Source organism: Melioribacteraceae bacterium (genome assembly GCA_019638015.1).
Classification (GTDB): domain Bacteria; phylum Bacteroidota; class Ignavibacteria; order Ignavibacteriales; family Melioribacteraceae; genus JAHBUP01.
The window spans coordinates 201,395-217,271 of the sequence record JAHBUP010000001.1 but is presented as its reverse complement, the minus strand read 5'-3'; the positions used below and the strand labels follow the sequence as shown (position 1 = coordinate 217,271).

General features: G+C 34.4%; 13 protein-coding genes and 1 tRNA gene. 8 read left to right on the top strand and 6 right to left on the bottom strand.

What is annotated here, in order from left to right; all coding sequences use genetic code 11:
* Positions 1-101 precede the first annotated feature (101 nt).
* Positions 102-2,183: a hypothetical protein gene (locus tag KF816_00910; GenBank protein ID MBX3006561.1), complete on the top strand. Its 2,082-nt coding sequence runs from the start codon at positions 102-104 to the stop codon at positions 2,181-2,183.
* The gene (locus KF816_00905) at positions 2,180-3,619 is read left to right on the top strand and encodes a hypothetical protein (protein ID MBX3006560.1); all 1,440 of its coding nucleotides are present in this window, start codon (positions 2,180-2,182) and stop codon (positions 3,617-3,619) included. Before KF816_00910 ends, KF816_00905 begins: the two co-directional genes overlap by 4 nt.
* 77 nt (positions 3,620-3,696) lie before the next feature.
* Here the strand turns inward: KF816_00905 and KF816_00900 are convergent, their stop codons facing one another.
* The gene (locus tag KF816_00900) at positions 3,697-5,037 is read right to left on the bottom strand and encodes a PhoH family protein (GenBank protein ID MBX3006559.1); all 1,341 of its coding nucleotides are present in this window, start codon (positions 5,035-5,037) and stop codon (positions 3,697-3,699) included.
* Between the two features lie 358 nt (positions 5,038-5,395).
* Here KF816_00900 and cysK point away from each other — a divergent pair, with 358 nt between their 5' ends.
* On the top strand, positions 5,396-6,313 hold the full coding sequence (gene cysK / locus KF816_00895) for a cysteine synthase A (protein ID MBX3006558.1): 918 nt from the start codon (positions 5,396-5,398) through the stop codon (positions 6,311-6,313).
* Here the strand turns inward: cysK and KF816_00890 are convergent.
* A complete protein-coding gene (locus tag KF816_00890; GenBank protein MBX3006557.1) occupies positions 6,310-7,665 on the bottom strand; it encodes an alpha-L-fucosidase in 1,356 nt (451 codons plus the stop codon). The genes cysK and KF816_00890 overlap by 4 nt on opposite strands.
* A 181-nt stretch (positions 7,666-7,846) precedes the next feature.
* Here KF816_00890 and KF816_00885 point away from each other — a divergent pair, with 181 nt between their 5' ends.
* The gene (locus tag KF816_00885) at positions 7,847-8,608 is read left to right on the top strand and encodes a creatininase family protein (GenBank protein MBX3006556.1); all 762 of its coding nucleotides are present in this window, start codon (positions 7,847-7,849) and stop codon (positions 8,606-8,608) included.
* Positions 8,609-8,786: 178 nt separating this feature from the next.
* On the opposite strand, the gene KF816_00880 is transcribed toward KF816_00885, so the two are convergent.
* Both KF816_00880 and KF816_00875 read right to left on the bottom strand, forming a co-directional pair.
* Positions 8,787-8,859: transfer RNA gene (locus KF816_00880), tRNA-Lys, on the bottom strand.
* 251 nt (positions 8,860-9,110) lie between these two features.
* The gene (locus KF816_00875) at positions 9,111-9,776 is read right to left on the bottom strand and encodes a hypothetical protein (protein MBX3006555.1); all 666 of its coding nucleotides are present in this window, start codon (positions 9,774-9,776) and stop codon (positions 9,111-9,113) included.
* A 111-nt stretch (positions 9,777-9,887) separates the two neighbouring features.
* Between KF816_00875 and KF816_00870 the strand changes: the two genes are divergently transcribed.
* Positions 9,888-10,778: an ABC transporter substrate-binding protein gene (locus KF816_00870; GenBank protein MBX3006554.1), complete on the top strand. Its 891-nt coding sequence runs from the start codon at positions 9,888-9,890 to the stop codon at positions 10,776-10,778.
* Here the strand turns inward: KF816_00870 and KF816_00865 are convergent.
* Both KF816_00865 and KF816_00860 read right to left on the bottom strand, forming a co-directional pair.
* A complete protein-coding gene (locus KF816_00865) occupies positions 10,753-10,989 on the bottom strand; it encodes a hypothetical protein (GenBank protein ID MBX3006553.1) in 237 nt (78 codons plus the stop codon). The two genes, KF816_00870 and KF816_00865, sit on opposite strands and share 26 nt — an antisense overlap.
* Positions 10,973-11,302, bottom strand: coding sequence for a hypothetical protein (locus tag KF816_00860; protein MBX3006552.1), 330 nt, complete (start codon positions 11,300-11,302; stop codon positions 10,973-10,975). The genes KF816_00865 and KF816_00860 overlap by 17 nt, the downstream gene beginning before the upstream one ends.
* 184 nt (positions 11,303-11,486) lie before the next feature.
* Between KF816_00860 and KF816_00855 the strand changes: the two genes are divergently transcribed.
* The 3 genes from KF816_00855 (at position 11,487) to KF816_00845 (ending at position 15,864) form a co-directional block, all read left to right on the top strand.
* Entirely contained in the window at positions 11,487-12,575 is a 1,089-nt protein-coding gene (locus tag KF816_00855) for a glycosyltransferase family 2 protein (GenBank protein MBX3006551.1), read from the top strand.
* 435 nt (positions 12,576-13,010) lie between these two features.
* Entirely contained in the window at positions 13,011-14,414 is a 1,404-nt protein-coding gene (locus KF816_00850; protein MBX3006550.1) for a PQQ-binding-like beta-propeller repeat protein, read from the top strand.
* Between the two features lie 184 nt (positions 14,415-14,598).
* A complete protein-coding gene (locus KF816_00845; GenBank protein ID MBX3006549.1) occupies positions 14,599-15,864 on the top strand; it encodes a glycosyltransferase in 1,266 nt (421 codons plus the stop codon).
* Positions 15,865-15,877 lie beyond the last annotated feature (13 nt).

Here is a 15,877-nt window from a genome sequence, read left to right as displayed (position 1 = left end):
TTCATCTTCAAAATAAATGATTAATTTTAGAATGCCAATTCAGGAAATAGTTTCTATATATTTTAAATATTAAATCCGCTCAAATAAAAATTGGGAATTGTATGAAAAGTAGAAGAGATTTGGCTTTTGCATCACTCTTTTTAATGTTGATATTTCAGTATTGCAATATAAAGGAACCAACCTCACCTTCGTGGGATGTATCTTTTAGCCTTCCTCTTGCTAAGAAAAATTACACGCTAATGGAACTGGTAGAAAAGAATCAAGATCTCCTTAAGCATTATCCGGATGGTGTTAATAAAAATCTGATTTATTACTCGGATAGAAAAAATATTGATGAAATAAATATCGATGATAATCTTGAACTAAGTGGAATATCCGATCAAGCCCAACAATCAATTGGAACAATAAAAATAGGTTCCGATTCGATAAAATCAGATATTGGATTTGACTGGATTGATCAAAATGTACAGCCCGGAACTCAAGTACAAATTCCACCAATTAACAATTCTTCAGCAGCGGGCGATTTTTCAATCGCCGATCAATTTTCGAATATAAAAATTGAGTCTGGTCAATTAGATGTTACATTTCTTAATCACTTTCCGAACCCCGTCTCTATCTCTCTGAATCAATTCACTCTTAAAAATTCTGGTAGTGGTGAAATTATAGTCCGGTACAACCAAACAATTACAATTCCACCAAAACAAACTGTTAAAATTTCGAATCTCGAGATAACAAGAGGGATAACAGTTAAAAACATAATCTCTCTTGATTGTTTTATTTCAACTACTGGAAGCAATGGGCAGAGTATTATCTTACCCCCACAATCGTTGACGATAGTAACCAAGCTAAAAAATTTAGTTGTAACTGAGGCATCTGCAAAAATTCCGGTTCAAGATCCGGTTGTTATTTCCGGAAGTTTGGTAATTGATGAATTTGAATCCAGCCCAACAAAATATCAACAAGTAAAGCTTGAAAGCGGGCTATTAAGTATAGTTGTTAATAATACAATCGATATTGATGGAACGGCAACAATTACATTTCCAGAAGTTCGAACAGCGGGTGGAAATATATTTTCAACTACAAAATCAATTAATAGAAATCAATCTGTTAGCTTTTTTAACAATTTTTCACTGAAAGATTATTCAATCCTCAGTTCTGGAGCAGCTACAAATAAGATATCCTATGAGGTAATTTTTAAAGCGACTCCAACAAATGACTATCGAATAATTAAGAGCAGTGATGGAATAATTGGCTCACTTACTCTTTCTACTTTGAAAATAAAAGAGTTTACCGGACAATTAAAGCCGACCATAATTTCCGAAGAGCGCACAGCTGTTTCTCTTGATGTGAAGGATATTCAAAAGAAATTTAAGTATGGTCAGCTAAATATCAGAAATCCAATACTTGAGCTACGATTAAAGCCTTCATCAAATATTGAATTTTCAATAAATGGAAGAATTGAAGCTAGAAATTCGATTGGTCAAAAGAGCGCTATGAATCTCAATTCCAGAACAATGAATAAATCAATAATTAGCAGATCAGATTCGATCATTATTCTTAATGCCGATAGTGTGAGTAGTTTCTTCAGAAAATTTACACAATTCCCCGATTCAATAATTGTGTATGCCGGAGGCATAGTAAATCCTAATTATAAAAATATATCTGTTAAAATGGGAGACATTGTTTCAGGAAGCGCTCAGTTCGAGTTTCCACTTGATTTAGGTTTACAAGCCGGTGAGTATTCCGACTCACTTGAAATTGACTTAACTAATGATGATAGAGATAAAATTAATAATGTAAATACTTTGATTGGTTCATTAAAATTATCGAGTGGAATTCCAGCTCAAATAATTTTTAGTGGAAGATTGTATGATCATTCAAACAAATATATAATGAACTTCCCTCCCAAATATTCTGATCAGGACTCAACAATTATTATCAATGGAGCATCTACTGATTTACAGGGCAATGTAATTACTAATAATGTGCAGACAATCTCTGTTAGAACAGCAAAGGGAGACGCACAAAAGATTGCTTCCGCGAAATTTTTAAGAATTAAGCTAAGAATTAATACAACAATGCTTAATAATAGTCCCGTAAAATTTAAGACTAGTGATGAGATAAAGATATCGGTTTACGGATCAACGAATTATCACGTTAATCCGGATGGAGGCAGTAAATGAGAAACAAATTTTTGTTATTAATCTTAATTATATCTTCAATACTATATGGGCAATCCGGGGGTTCGGTTGGAAGTAATGACGCGAAATCTTTAAGCATGGCTCGCAGCGGAGTTACAATCACAAATGGTTTGTTTTCAATTGGCGGTAATCCCGCTAATATTCACCACCTAACTACTTCAAAAAAAGTTGAGTTAATAATTCCATTTCCTTTGCCGGCTATATCGATTTCAGCCGGAACTAATTTTCTCACAATTGATGAATACAATTACTTCTTTGGTACTTCAACAATAAACTCGAAAGGAGAAAAGGAGGGGCGCTATCTAACCACCGAAGACAAATTACGATTAAAAAATCTATTCAATGGTGGGGGAAATATTTCTGCTGATATTAACTTAACTTTATTCGGTATCGCCATTCGTCCAAACGATAATTTCGGGACAATGGCATTTTCGATTAATGATGTAATTTCTTCGAATACTGCAATACCAAAAGGTATTATTGATCTCACACTTGATGGCAACAAAGAAAATTCTGTTTATAATTTTAATGACACAAAACATAAAGCATGGTGGTTAAGAAAATACTCACTTTCCTATTCGAGAAACCTAAACTTTTTTAAGTTTCTCGAAAATTTAAGCGTTGGAGTTTCATTTAATATTGTTCACGGATATTTTTATACTGCAATAGATGAAGTAAAAACAGAATTAAAAACTGGCGTGGAAAACATAATTACTGGCTCGGGACAGTTTACCGGGTATTCGACTTTCTCTCCCGATTTTGGAGTTAAGTACGATTTTGATAATACTTCAAAGCAAAAAGAAAACCTTTCTCCATTTCCATCACCTGCCGGAAACGGCTTTGGTTTTGATTTTGGGTTGAATGCAAAAATCAGCCGCGCAGTATCATTCGCAATTGCACTTAGCGACATAGGAAATGTTAAATGGACAAAAAATGTCGCGATGTTTCAATCAATAAAAGCAATTTATTTAGATGATATAACAGATAAAAATCAAATTGATTCGTTGACAGATGCATTAACAGGTAAAGAAAGTGGAAAATACATTTCTAATTTATCAACTCCGTTAGCAACATCAATTCAATTTGGAACGGCTCTTCAAATTCATGAAATTTTTAATGGAAATTTTCCGGGAAGAATGCTTCTAGCTTTTGAATTCCATCAAGGATTAAATGAACAACCTCGGAATAGCAAAAATCCCCGCTATTCAATGGGAATTGATTGGAGTTTATCAAAGGTGTTTTCAATAAGAAGCGGACTTTCTTTTGGTGGAACTGATAAATTTAATTGGGGTGCCGGGCTCGGGTTTGATTTTGGACTACTGGAATTAAATTTGGGTACTTCCGATTTTCAATATGTCCTTGCGCCCAATGGCGCAAAAAGAATTGTTGTGGGATTTGATTCGAGATGGAAATTTTAATTTGTAAATAAATAGCTCGTCATCTTTTTAATGAATAGATGACGAGCTTAAAAACACATTCGAAAAAATTAAAGTATCTATAATAAATTACTTGCTAATTCGGCGAGTTCAGATCGCTCCCCTTTTTCAAGGTTAACATGAGCATATAATTTTTGTCCCATAAAATGATCAATCAAATATGATAATCCATTAGATTGAGAATCGAGGTAGGGATGATCAATTTGATAAATATCTCCCGTCAACACTATTTTTGCTCCCTCACCGGCTCTTGTAATAATAGTTTTAATTTCATGGGGAGTCAGGTTTTGAGCTTCATCAACAATAAAGTAAATACGCTGTAAGCTTCTCCCTCTAATATAACTTAAGGGTTCAATCACAAGCTTCTGATCCTTTGTCATATTATTTATCGTTTGATAGTTCTTGTCTGTTTCGGGATACTGATCTTGAATTACTTTCAAATTATCCCATAGTGGCTGCATATAAGGTGCGAGTTTACTATCTACATCGCCGGGTAAATATCCGATATCTTTATTGCTAAGAGGTACCACTGGGCGCGCGATATAAATTTGACGATAATTTTTTCTTATCTGAAGCGCTGAAGCAAGCGCCAACAATGTCTTTCCTGTTCCCGCTTTGCCGGTAAGGGTTACTAATGGTATATCCATATTAGTTAAAGCATTTACCGCAAAAGCTTGCTCGGCATTTCTTGGTTTTATTCCATAAACAATTTCTTTGTCAATTTTCTTAAATAAATTCATTTCTGAATCTAGTACCGATAAAACCGATCGGCTGGAGTTCCTCATAATAAAATACTTATTGGGTACCGCTTCTGTTTTAATCTTTTTTATTGTTGCCTTTGCTGGAACTTCAAATGGAGCTTGATAAAACTTTTGAAGAAGGTCATCATCAAAATCTTCTAAAATTGCTTTTCCGCTGTAAAGCTCCTCAACGTTTGTAACTCGATCGGTAGTATAATCCTCCGCCATAATTCCAAGCGCTTTTGCTTTCATTCTTAAGTTTACATCTTTTGTAACAAGAACAACTTTCGATTTTTCCTTAATTTTTTTGATGGCTTCAAATGCCGCGCTTAATACTCTATGGTCAACAGTGTCTTCTCGAAAAACATCATGTATCTCCGGAGAAAGGCCTTTTGTAATTACAATTCTAACTTTTCCTCTGTTTTTCCCAAGCGAAACTCCCCCGTTAAAAATTTCATTACCGGTAATTGAATCGAGTGTTCGGGCAAAATCCCTCGCATTTAAATTAATTACCTGATTCCCTCTTTTGAAGTAATCTAATTCTTCAATTACTGCCAGTGGTATTATAATATTATGTTCTTGAAAATGATTGATGCATGTTGGGTCATGCAGAATTACATTTGTATCTAAAACAAACGTTTTGGGTTGGCTTTTTTTCATAAAGAACAATCGGTTTTGTGAATAATTTTATGGGAACTTACAAAAAATTATTTACTAATGCGATTCAATTTCAGATTTAACAAAAATTTCATAGTGCTATAAAATGAACCTTTATTTTGCTCTGTTTGTTATCTTGACATAAGCATCTCATTCGATTACATTTGCGAACAAGTTTATGAAAAAAGTCATTATAAATATTACCACCGTTTGCGGCAACGCTTTTTGTTGTTGCTGTACAAATTTTATTATTCCTAAGAAGGACTTTAAATAATATATTAATTAAAATAAAAATTTTGCAGAGCCCTTCTTTAATTGAAGGGCTTTTTAGTTTTAAATAAAGTATAACAATCGAAAGGAAATGAAAATGAGATACAATAACATTCTAGAATCAATAGGGAATACCCCACATATACGAATAAATAGCTTATTTGGGTCTAATCAAGAAATATGGCTTAAGCTGGAGAGAGCAAATCCCGGGGGAAGTATTAAAGATAGAATAGCTTTAGCAATGATTGAAGATGCCGAGCGAAAGGGTATTCTAAAAAAGGATAGTGTGATTATTGAACCCACTTCTGGTAATACGGGTATTGGACTTGCAATGGTAGCCGCGGTAAAAGGTTATGAAATCATTCTTGTGATGCCGGAATCTATGTCTGTTGAAAGAAGAAAACTGATGGCGGTCTACGGTGCAAAATTTGAATTAACTCCCCGTGAGCTTGGAATGAAGGGTGCAATTGCTAAAGCGTCTGAATTAGCGGCGGCAAATCCGAAAGCGTGGATACCTCAACAATTCGAAAATGAAGCAAACGTACAAATACATTTAAATACTACCGCTCAAGAAATTCTTAGTGATTTTCCAGAAGGATTTGATTATTTAATTACAGGCGTTGGAACCGGGGGTCATATTACAGGGGTTGCAAAAGTATTGAAACAAAAATTTCCAAAATTAAAAGTCTTTGCAGTTGAGCCAGAACTATCTCCGGTTATTTCCGGTGGACAGCCTGGTCCGCATCCAATACAGGGAATTGGTGCCGGTTTTATTCCTAAAAATTTGCACACAGATTTACTTGATGGAGTAATTCAAGTTAGTAAAGATGAGGCATTTGTTTTTGCACAACGTGCGGCAAAAGAGGAGGGAATATTTGGCGGCATTTCATCGGGCGCTACTTTAGCTGCTATCAATAAAAAATTACCCGAAATTCCGGTGAAATCTAAAATACTGGCTTTTAATTATGATACCGGCGAAAGATATTTATCGATTGAAGGATTATTTTAATCATGTTGTATTGAAGTAGGGATTCCCTCTATTTCAATAACAATTACGGAATTATGAGGATTCGGTGGACTTGAAGAAATTTTGATAATAATTCCATTATCATCTCTTGAATAATTCAATTTGTTGGATGGACTTTCCATTAGATAAATATTATTGATAGTATTAGAAAGCGGGGGGATTTTTATTTCTTTTTCTGAAGGCCAATTAAATACGTGAACAAAAAGTTTATTTAATTTTTTGGTGTAATATCCCCAGCTCGGTTCTAATTTAAATGGGCTTCTTGTAGTAGAATAAATACTTTCACTATATATATTCATCCAATTGCCAATATCATTCAAAATATTAAGTGATTGTATTGGAATTGTACCATCTCCCTTCGGCCCTATATTCAACAAATAATTTCCATCTCTCGAAACCACTCTGACTAATTCTTGAATTATCTCACTGGACGATTTATAATTTTCATCTTGTTTATTATACCCCCATGATCTATTCATTGTTTGGCAAGTTTCCCACTCTCTTTCCCTTGGTGAGTTTGGGACTTCTTGTTCGGGGCATTCATAATCACCGATTCCAAATCCTCTTGCCACTCTTTCATTAATGAGAATGTTGGGATCAAGACTTATTACATAATTATATAGATCAACGCCATCTCCCTTCGTCCACCATTTATTTGATGTTGGTGGCCCTGGGTTATTTGTCCAGTCTCCATCAAACCATAATATTGCGGGATTATATCTTTCGATAAGCTCTTTTAGTTGAGCTTTCATATCCGCGATATAACTCAGTCTTGCACTATCAGACTGCATTGTTGAATAATATTCAGATCTATTTATTTCTTGTGAAGAATGACACCAATCCAATATAGAATAATAGAGACAAAACTTAATTCCCTGAGCGTCGCATGAGTCCTTTAATTCTTTTAATATATCTCTTGAACCAAATTTAGTATATCTGGGCAGATCATACATTTTTTTACCCGAAACATCTTTGAAGCTTTGCACATTAGTTTTCCACATCGAAAATCCCTCATGATGCTTAGCAGTAATAACGAGATACTTCATTCCCGCTTGCTTCGCTATCCGGGCAATAACACCGGCATCAAAGTTTGTAGGATTAAATTTCGCAGAGACATTATTTTGATATTTTTCTTTTGTCCACCCTTCAGTACTGAATGCCCACTCACCATGCCCAAGCTGTGAATATGAACCAAAATGAATAAACATTCCAAATCTCCCTTCGTACCACCACTTCATTTTATCCGTAATATTGTATTGAGCAGAAAACTCCACAATCGCGATCAAACTAATAGCGAGAATCAATTTATTCAGACTAAATATTTTCAATGTCATTTATATCCCAATTATGAATTGAGCATCAGAAGTTAAATTCAAATTATCTTTTATGTGATAAGAAGTCAAGAAAGTCTACCTTAATACTCTTTTAATTACAAACTCTTGTTCTCTTAACCTTTGACTTATATTTAATAAACGTCATATTTGTAGTGTGTTTTTATCATGATGGGGATTTATTATGCGCAAATATTTATTAGCTGAATCAACCTGGAAGGAAATTAAAGACTTAACCATCGATCTTGCAATACTACCATGGGGCGCTACCGAAGCTCATAATTATCACCTTCCCTATTCAGCTGATGTAATTGAGTCTGATCATCTTGCCGAGGCGGCGGCTGAAAGAGCATATAAAAATGGAGCAAAGATAATTGTTTTGCCAACTATACCTTATGGTGTGAATACCGGGCAAGCAGACATAAAGCTGGATATTAACTTAAATCCAAGCACTCAGTTTGCAATTCTGCACGACATAATACAATCACTGCATAATCATCAAATTTATAAATTACTTATACTCAACAGTCACGGCGGAAATGATTTTAAACAAATGCTTCGTGAACTTGGATTAAAATTTCCGAAAATGTTTTTGTGTAGTTGTAACTGGTTTAATGCTATTCCAAAAGAAAATTATTTTGATGAACCTGGCGACCATGCTGATGAGATGGAGACAAGTTTACTTCTCTATCTTACTCCAAACCTCGTATTGCCTTTAGAACATTCCGGATTTGGAAAAGAAAGGAAAATAAAAATAAAAGGGATTCAGGAAGGGTGGGCGTGGACTGAACGCAAGTGGTCTTCTGTTACTTCCGACACCGGCATTGGTAATCCTAAAAAAGCAACAAAGGAAAAGGGGGAAAAGTATTTTAACACGGTTGTGCAAAAATTATCACTTCTCTTTACCGAAATTGCAAATGCTGATCGTGATGATTTATACGAGTAACAACGCGAAAGATAAACTGTTGATTTAAAATAGATATCTAAAAGTTCATCATAATTGAATAATAGGCGCTAAAGTTCTCCCCGTAAAAAGATTACTGGGCAGCCGAACTTGTTTCATTCCCGAACTAAAGTATCCAATAAAAAGAAAATCCCGCTCACGCGGGATTCTCTTTTCATTGTGCTCCCTGCGGGACTCGAACCCGCGACCTGATGATTAAGAGTCATATGCTCTACCAACTGAGCTAAGGAAGCGGGGTAAAAATAAAGATTTTCGTCTGTTTATCAAAAAGCTATTTGTGTTATTCTCTGGATGGTGGAAAAAAGTTTTTGGATATGATTTATAATTGTGTTTTTCTGCTACTTTAATGAAGTGTGTTCGCTAGTTTTATAAAAATAACTGATTGTAGAATCAAGAATATCGCCCATTTTTCGATTTGGTTTCAGTATGATTAAGTTATCAATTTTTAATCGGTTTCATTTCTTAGAAGTGTAAAAAAAACTCTTTAAAGTTTTCTCACTTCCTTTAGTTCAAAATTTAGTATCCCGTAGCCCAATAAATCTCTAGCCCACCCCATTACACCGCCCCCGGCAATTTCAATTCGCGCTTTTACCAATCCCGAATTCTCTGCAATCCATTCGGTTATAATATTTTTTGAACCATTAGCCGATTCAACAATCGTCTCAATTTTAAGAGCGTTAAACTTACCGGCTTTTGTTTTTACCTCTTCGAAGGCTGTAACTTTTGCCGTTAAAACTACTTTGCCCGAATCTCCATCAATATACTCGATAGTTTCATCGGTCCATTGTTTACCTACATACATCGGAAACGAATACCTTAAAAGAGGGCGCTGATATGTAATAGTATTTTCTTTTTTGAAAATTAAAAGCAATTTAATTCGTTGATAGGTTTGATTGACAAACATTCCCTCGCTGGATATCGATAATTTTTGGTAGTACTTAAAATTATCCGCTTCATTTCTTGTTTCTATTTTTCCGTTTTTAGAAAATGCCATCACTGTTGTTTCACCAAAGCTAGTTTCATAAATATATTTTGTAGTTTCACTCAGCGGGAATAATTCTTTACCAAAATTTCTTTTTTCCGGATTATTGAACGCATTTATGTTTATGGCGCCGAGAAGAAACAGAATTGATAAAATTTTTGTGGTCATAGTCATTCTTTATTTTTCTTAAAATATAGTTCATTTGTTGATGTGCTTCAAAAACAAAACCTTATTTTTACTTTAACAAATTGTTAAATATATATTCAACATTTCACACATATGATGAAACTATTCTCTATAACTCTAATTTTTCTGATTTTGTTCATTTCGTGCGAACAAACTAATAAAAAAAATACAATTGAAAATGTACTAACCGATGACATTGGCAATTCATTCAAATTTGATAAAGTACCTAAACGAGTAATTTCACTGGCTCCAAACATAACCGAGATGATTTTTGATTTGTGCCTCGATGATAAATTGGTTGGTAATACTCTTTATTGTTATTATCCCCAAGAAGCTCAAAAGATTGAAAAGGTTGGAGACATGATTACCTTTAATTTTGAGAAGATTGTCTCTCTCAAACCCGATTTAATTTTTATTACTGTTGAGGGAAACACTAAAGACACATATGATAAATTTAGAGAGTTAGGTCTAACGATTTTTGTTTCAAATCCCCGCAATTATGAGGGGATCAAAAAGACTTATCTTGACCTGGCAACTATATTCCAAATCAAGCAAACAGCCTCTGAAAAAGTAACCGACTGGGATTCGTTAGTAGCAAAATCAAGGAGGCTTAAGTTCGATATTGAAAAAACAGCTATGCTGTTAATTGAGACCAAACCCATAATGCTTGTTGGAAAAAATACTTTTCTAAATGAATATCTGCTTTTTAATAATTTAAAAAATATTGCCGATGATTCTCCTTTAAATTACCCAATGTTCAGCCGCGAAGAAGTATTAAAACGTAATCCCGACTATATTATTTATACCAGCGGAGGCGGCGAAACTATTAATGATTTGATTTCAATATATCCGGAGTGGAAAAAGTTAAATGCTGTAAAAAACAACAATATTATTTTTATAGATAGGGATTTGTATTCTCGGCCCGGTCCCCGCTTTGCCGAAGCGGTATATGATTTATCTACTCGTCTTCATCGGTCGGATTAATTTCAATATCCTCTTGAGCGATAAAAATCATTGCGCATTTATCCCCTTTAAATTTTCCCGATTCTTTGCATTTTTTATGTCTAGCTTCCAGCGCTTTAATATCAACCAATTCAATACCAGCATTAGTTAAATCTTCTCCACACTCGGTACAGAATTGAAGATTATTCTTTAATGATGATTCAGTTATATTTCTTTTAATCTTCGATTTCATTTTTTCCTTTTGGCTCCCAATTTAATCCTTCACAAGGAATTTTATCTTCCGTTGGGTGCTCATCAAATTTAAGACACAATACTGCTGATTTATCAAAATGTCTGCATGAAGAACATAGCGTGTTTTCCATTACTACATTGTTCTTTTCTAAAAACAATCGGTATTGAACTGATGCCGGATAAATTATCACAACCGCGACAGATAAAATTCCAAGCCACCACCAGTGTTGATATTCCATATATCCTAATAACAGCCATAATACGGGTATCAAAATTGCCGTTCGAATAATTGCCCAAAATATAATTCCACCCATATTTGTATTCTTTTTATTCTAATCTATTAATTGGCAATTGCACAATCAAATTTACTTTAATTCTTGGAAACAAATTTTTTCGATTCACTTTTAGCGGTTTGCTATTTCAAGGTCAAATTGCTTTTAGATTGTGCAAAACCTAATTTTAGCGGGAATATTAAAAAGGATTACGAGAAAAGTTTATATGGATGAAAATTCAAGCAATCAACCAAGGCCGGAACAGCAAAATTCAAATCCAAATCAGCAGAATCAACCGGGCAAAAAACCTTACCGTAGATTTTACTATAGAAATAAAAAGAAGCAGAGCGATGGCACAAACCAGTCTAGAGAAGTTCTAAAAGTTGGTTTCACAAAAGTATCTGTAATTGTTCCCCTTTATAATGAAGAAGAATCACTCCGTCCTTTATATAATGAAATTAGAAAATTTGTTAAACCTCTCTCATGCGATCATGAGATTATTTTTGTTGATGATGGGAGTACCGATAAATCATTAACTATAATTAAGGAACTTTCTAGGACTGATAATAAGGTAAAATATTTAAGCTTTAGAACTAACTATGGCAAGTCGGCGGCTCTTCAAGTTGGTTTTAAAAATGCAACCGGCGATGTAGTGGTGACTATGGATGCCGATCTACAGGACGATCCCGCCGAAATTCCAAATCTCTTAAAAAAACTTGAAGAGGGTTTTGATCTAGTCTCGGGCTGGAAGAAAAAAAGATTTGATCCAATAATTAAAAAATTTTCATCCCGGTTTTTCAACTACATTACCCGATTGTTGTCGGGAATAAAAATTCATGATTTTAACTGCGGTTTAAAAGCTTACCGTAAAGAAGTAGTTGAGAGCATCAATGTCTATGGTGAATTGCATCGATATATTCCGGTATTGGCGAAATGGAAGGGGTTCAAAATTTCTGAAATTGTTGTTAAGCATCATGCCCGCCGTTATGGAAAGACGAAGTTCGGAATCTCCCGTTTCTTTAAAGGATTCATTGATTTAATTACAGTTACATTTACTACACGTTTTGCTAAACGCCCAATGCACTTATTCGGAATGGTGGGTGTAATTACAACTTTTATCGGAATTGCTATTAATGCATATTTGGCTTTTGAAAAACTATTCATGGGTACTTCTTTAAGTAATCGTCCTCTTTTGTTTTTGGGAATTCTATTGATAATTGTAGGGGTGCAGTTTTTTGCTATTGGACTTATTGGTGAGTTGATTGTGCATACCACGCAAAGCGATAAAGAGTATATTATTAAGGAAAAGAAATAAAAATTCTTAATGGGGGTGTTAAAGTCTACATATTATTAAAGAATAGTTTTACTAGATTAAGGAATATTAAGTTTTCGAAAACTTTTCGCTAACAATACCCAGCTTTTTAATTTTACTTTGAAGAGTTGTTGGTTTCATTCCCAGTAAAAATGCCGCTCCATCATTTCCATAAATTTTTCACGATCTTTTTCGAAGCGCATTTTAAATTAAAATTCTGCTTTAAATCATATTACGTATATCATCCTAAGAAAGTGTTTGACATTATTTAGGCCACATCTTATGTTTATAATAATTCATATCAAAACAGAAAGGATTTAGGTTATAAATCAAAGTTATCGCATAATATGAGTTGAAGAATCTTACAATTAAAATATAGTTCAGTTTATATTTTCCATCGAATAGAGATCATCTAAAAATTAACTATTCGGAGTAATTATGAATTCTCTCCTTTTAACTTCCAAAACGTTGACCATCTTATTTTTACTCTGCTCATCATTGGCGGCCCAATCAATTGAGAATTACCTAAAATTGTGGGATGCGGATCATGGATGGCATGTGTTCGATGTCTGTTTTAGTCCCGATGGTAAAAAAGTGTTGGCGATTGAGGGTACTACTTCTGAAAATTCTGTAAAACTTTTTAATGCTGAAACAGGGCACTTAATATGGTCAAAATCAGCGTCGGCAGGTTTTGGCCGGTTTAGCCCAGATATGAGTAAAATTTACATTTCTGGAGCTAGTACTCTTGCGTTAAATGCTTCAGATGGCAATCAGATCTGGATTAATAATAATATTGCCGAGTGTTTTGATTTAAGTTCGAACGGCGATAGAATTGTTATTGGGCGCGAACTAGATCGTTCGAACGGAAAAGTGGTAATGATTAACACCGCGGATGGCACTACTATTTGGGAAGGAACAACTAAAGGTCCTGTAAACAGTATTCAATTCAGCAAAGATGGCGGCAAAGTAATTTCCGGAGGGGGAGATTTATCTGACAGAGAGGCAATTTTATGGAACAGTTTAAATGGTTCTAAATTTTGGACCTATAAAAGTGGACCTATTATTTATACAGTTTCTTATTCTCCCGATGGAAACAGCATAATAATTGGAACTGACTGGCAGGTAGTAACAATGTTAAATGCCTCATCCGGTGATGTTCTATGGACAAAGACATTAACCGAAAGGTTTTTGGATTCCGGGTTTACTCCCGATAGCAAGAAAGTATTCTTAAGTTCAAACAATGGTTATGTTCGTCTTTTTGATGCCGCTAATGGTGTACTGCTGTGGGATAAACAGATCTCGGGATCAGGTTGGCATAAAGCGATTAGATGTTCACCCGACGGCACTCGACTGGCAACTGGCTCGGAGGATAAGCATTTAAATATATTTGATGTTTCGGGCGGGACTGTCATGTTTAGAGGAGCCCACACAAATTCAGTTGTCCCGGTAAACTTTAGTTATGACGGAACTAGAGTTGTAACAGGCACACAATTTGGCGGTAAAGTTAGCGTTTGGCAAAAAGGTGGAGCTGTAAATGTTGAAGAAAATGATCTTTCTATAATTAACGATTATCAACTATATCAGAATTATCCCAATCCATTTAATCCAATTACAGTAATAAAATATACGATACCAGAGAGCCTCGACGGCGAAACTAAAAATGTGGTTCTTGCTATTTATAATTTATTAGGTCAAAAAATTGCCCCCCTTGTCAATAGCCGGCAATCGGGCGGCAACTATGAAATTGTATTTGATGGATCAAAGCTGGAAAGCGGGGTTTACTTTTACCGCCTTGATGTAGATTCATACAGTCAGACAAAGAAATTAATTTTAATTAAATAGGAAATAACGCACTAGCTCCAAAATAGAATAGTAATTGTATTCACTATAAAATATCTGATTGCCACTGAAGAAACACCACGGAAATGTACTCGGCAATAGAATAAAACCTCTTCTAAAGGTCTGCCACTTATTCCCTTAATTTTCTTTATTTTTCGACACTAACTGCGTAACCTTTTTGGAGATTATGAGAAAGATTGTAGTATTCGGTCCCGGTCCAATTTTCAAGGGTGGAATTGCTTTATTTACCGCTTCTCTTGCCAGGACAATATCCAACTTTGATGATGTAGAAATTCATTTAGTATCGTGGAAGAATCAATATCCGGCAATTATTCCGCGCGACTTTATTGACCGAAGCAGTCAATCTGATATTCTTGAAAACAGTAAAGTAAAAATAAGATATGTTACTAACTACAATAACCCCTTTAGTTGGCACTCAACTGTAAATTTAATTGAAGAAATCTCTCCCGAAATTATTATTATACAATGGGCTGTGGCTGTGCAGGGATTGCCTCTTGGTTTTATTTCTTCTAAAATTAAAAAGAAAATAAATTGTGAAATTATATTCGATCTACATGTTGTTGAACAGAAAGAACAAACCAGTATTGATAAATACTTTCTTAAATATGCTTTATCCAACGGTGATACATTTATCGTTCACTCTCCCCGGACAATTGATGAGTTAAAAAGAGTTTTCCCCGAATGGGATTTTGTCATTTCTAAAAACGGGGAAAGAGTTTCAGACAAAAAGAATATTTTGAATCTTTACCACCCCATTTATGACATATATAAATCTAATATTGATTTTAATGCCGATGGATTTAAGCGGGAGCTGGGTTTAAAAAAACATGTGTTTCTTTTTTTTGGCTTCATCAGAAAATATAAAGGACTACATCATATAATTCCCGCATTTGCAAAACTATGTAAAGAAAGAAAAGATGTTTCTCTTTTAATTGTCGGGGAATCATTTTGGAGCACATTAAATAAGAGAAAACTCTCAACCAAAGTTAAACATCTTCTCTTTTCATCAGTTAAAAAAATATTTGCGAAAAATCAGAATACTGAGAGCGATTACAGTCCACTCCAATTAATCGAAGAATATAACATTAACGATAATTGCGTGGTTATTAATAAATATATCCCCAACGAAGAGGTTTATAAATACTATCAATCTGCCGATTATAATTTTTTATACTATACAATTGCAACCCCATCGGGAGTTGAATCAATAGCATATAACTTCGGAGTTCCCTCTATTGCCGTGAAAGCCGGGCATTTTTTGGATACCATTCAAGATGGAATTAATGGTTATTTTGCCGAGCCGGAAAATGAAGATTCCCTTTATAATACTATGTTACATGCTCTCAACAATCCTATTGACAATAAAAGTGTGTTGGAAAGTTCAAGAAAATACAGTTGGAATAATTACGTTCAAGTAATATTAAATAAATAAGATTTTTTGGAGA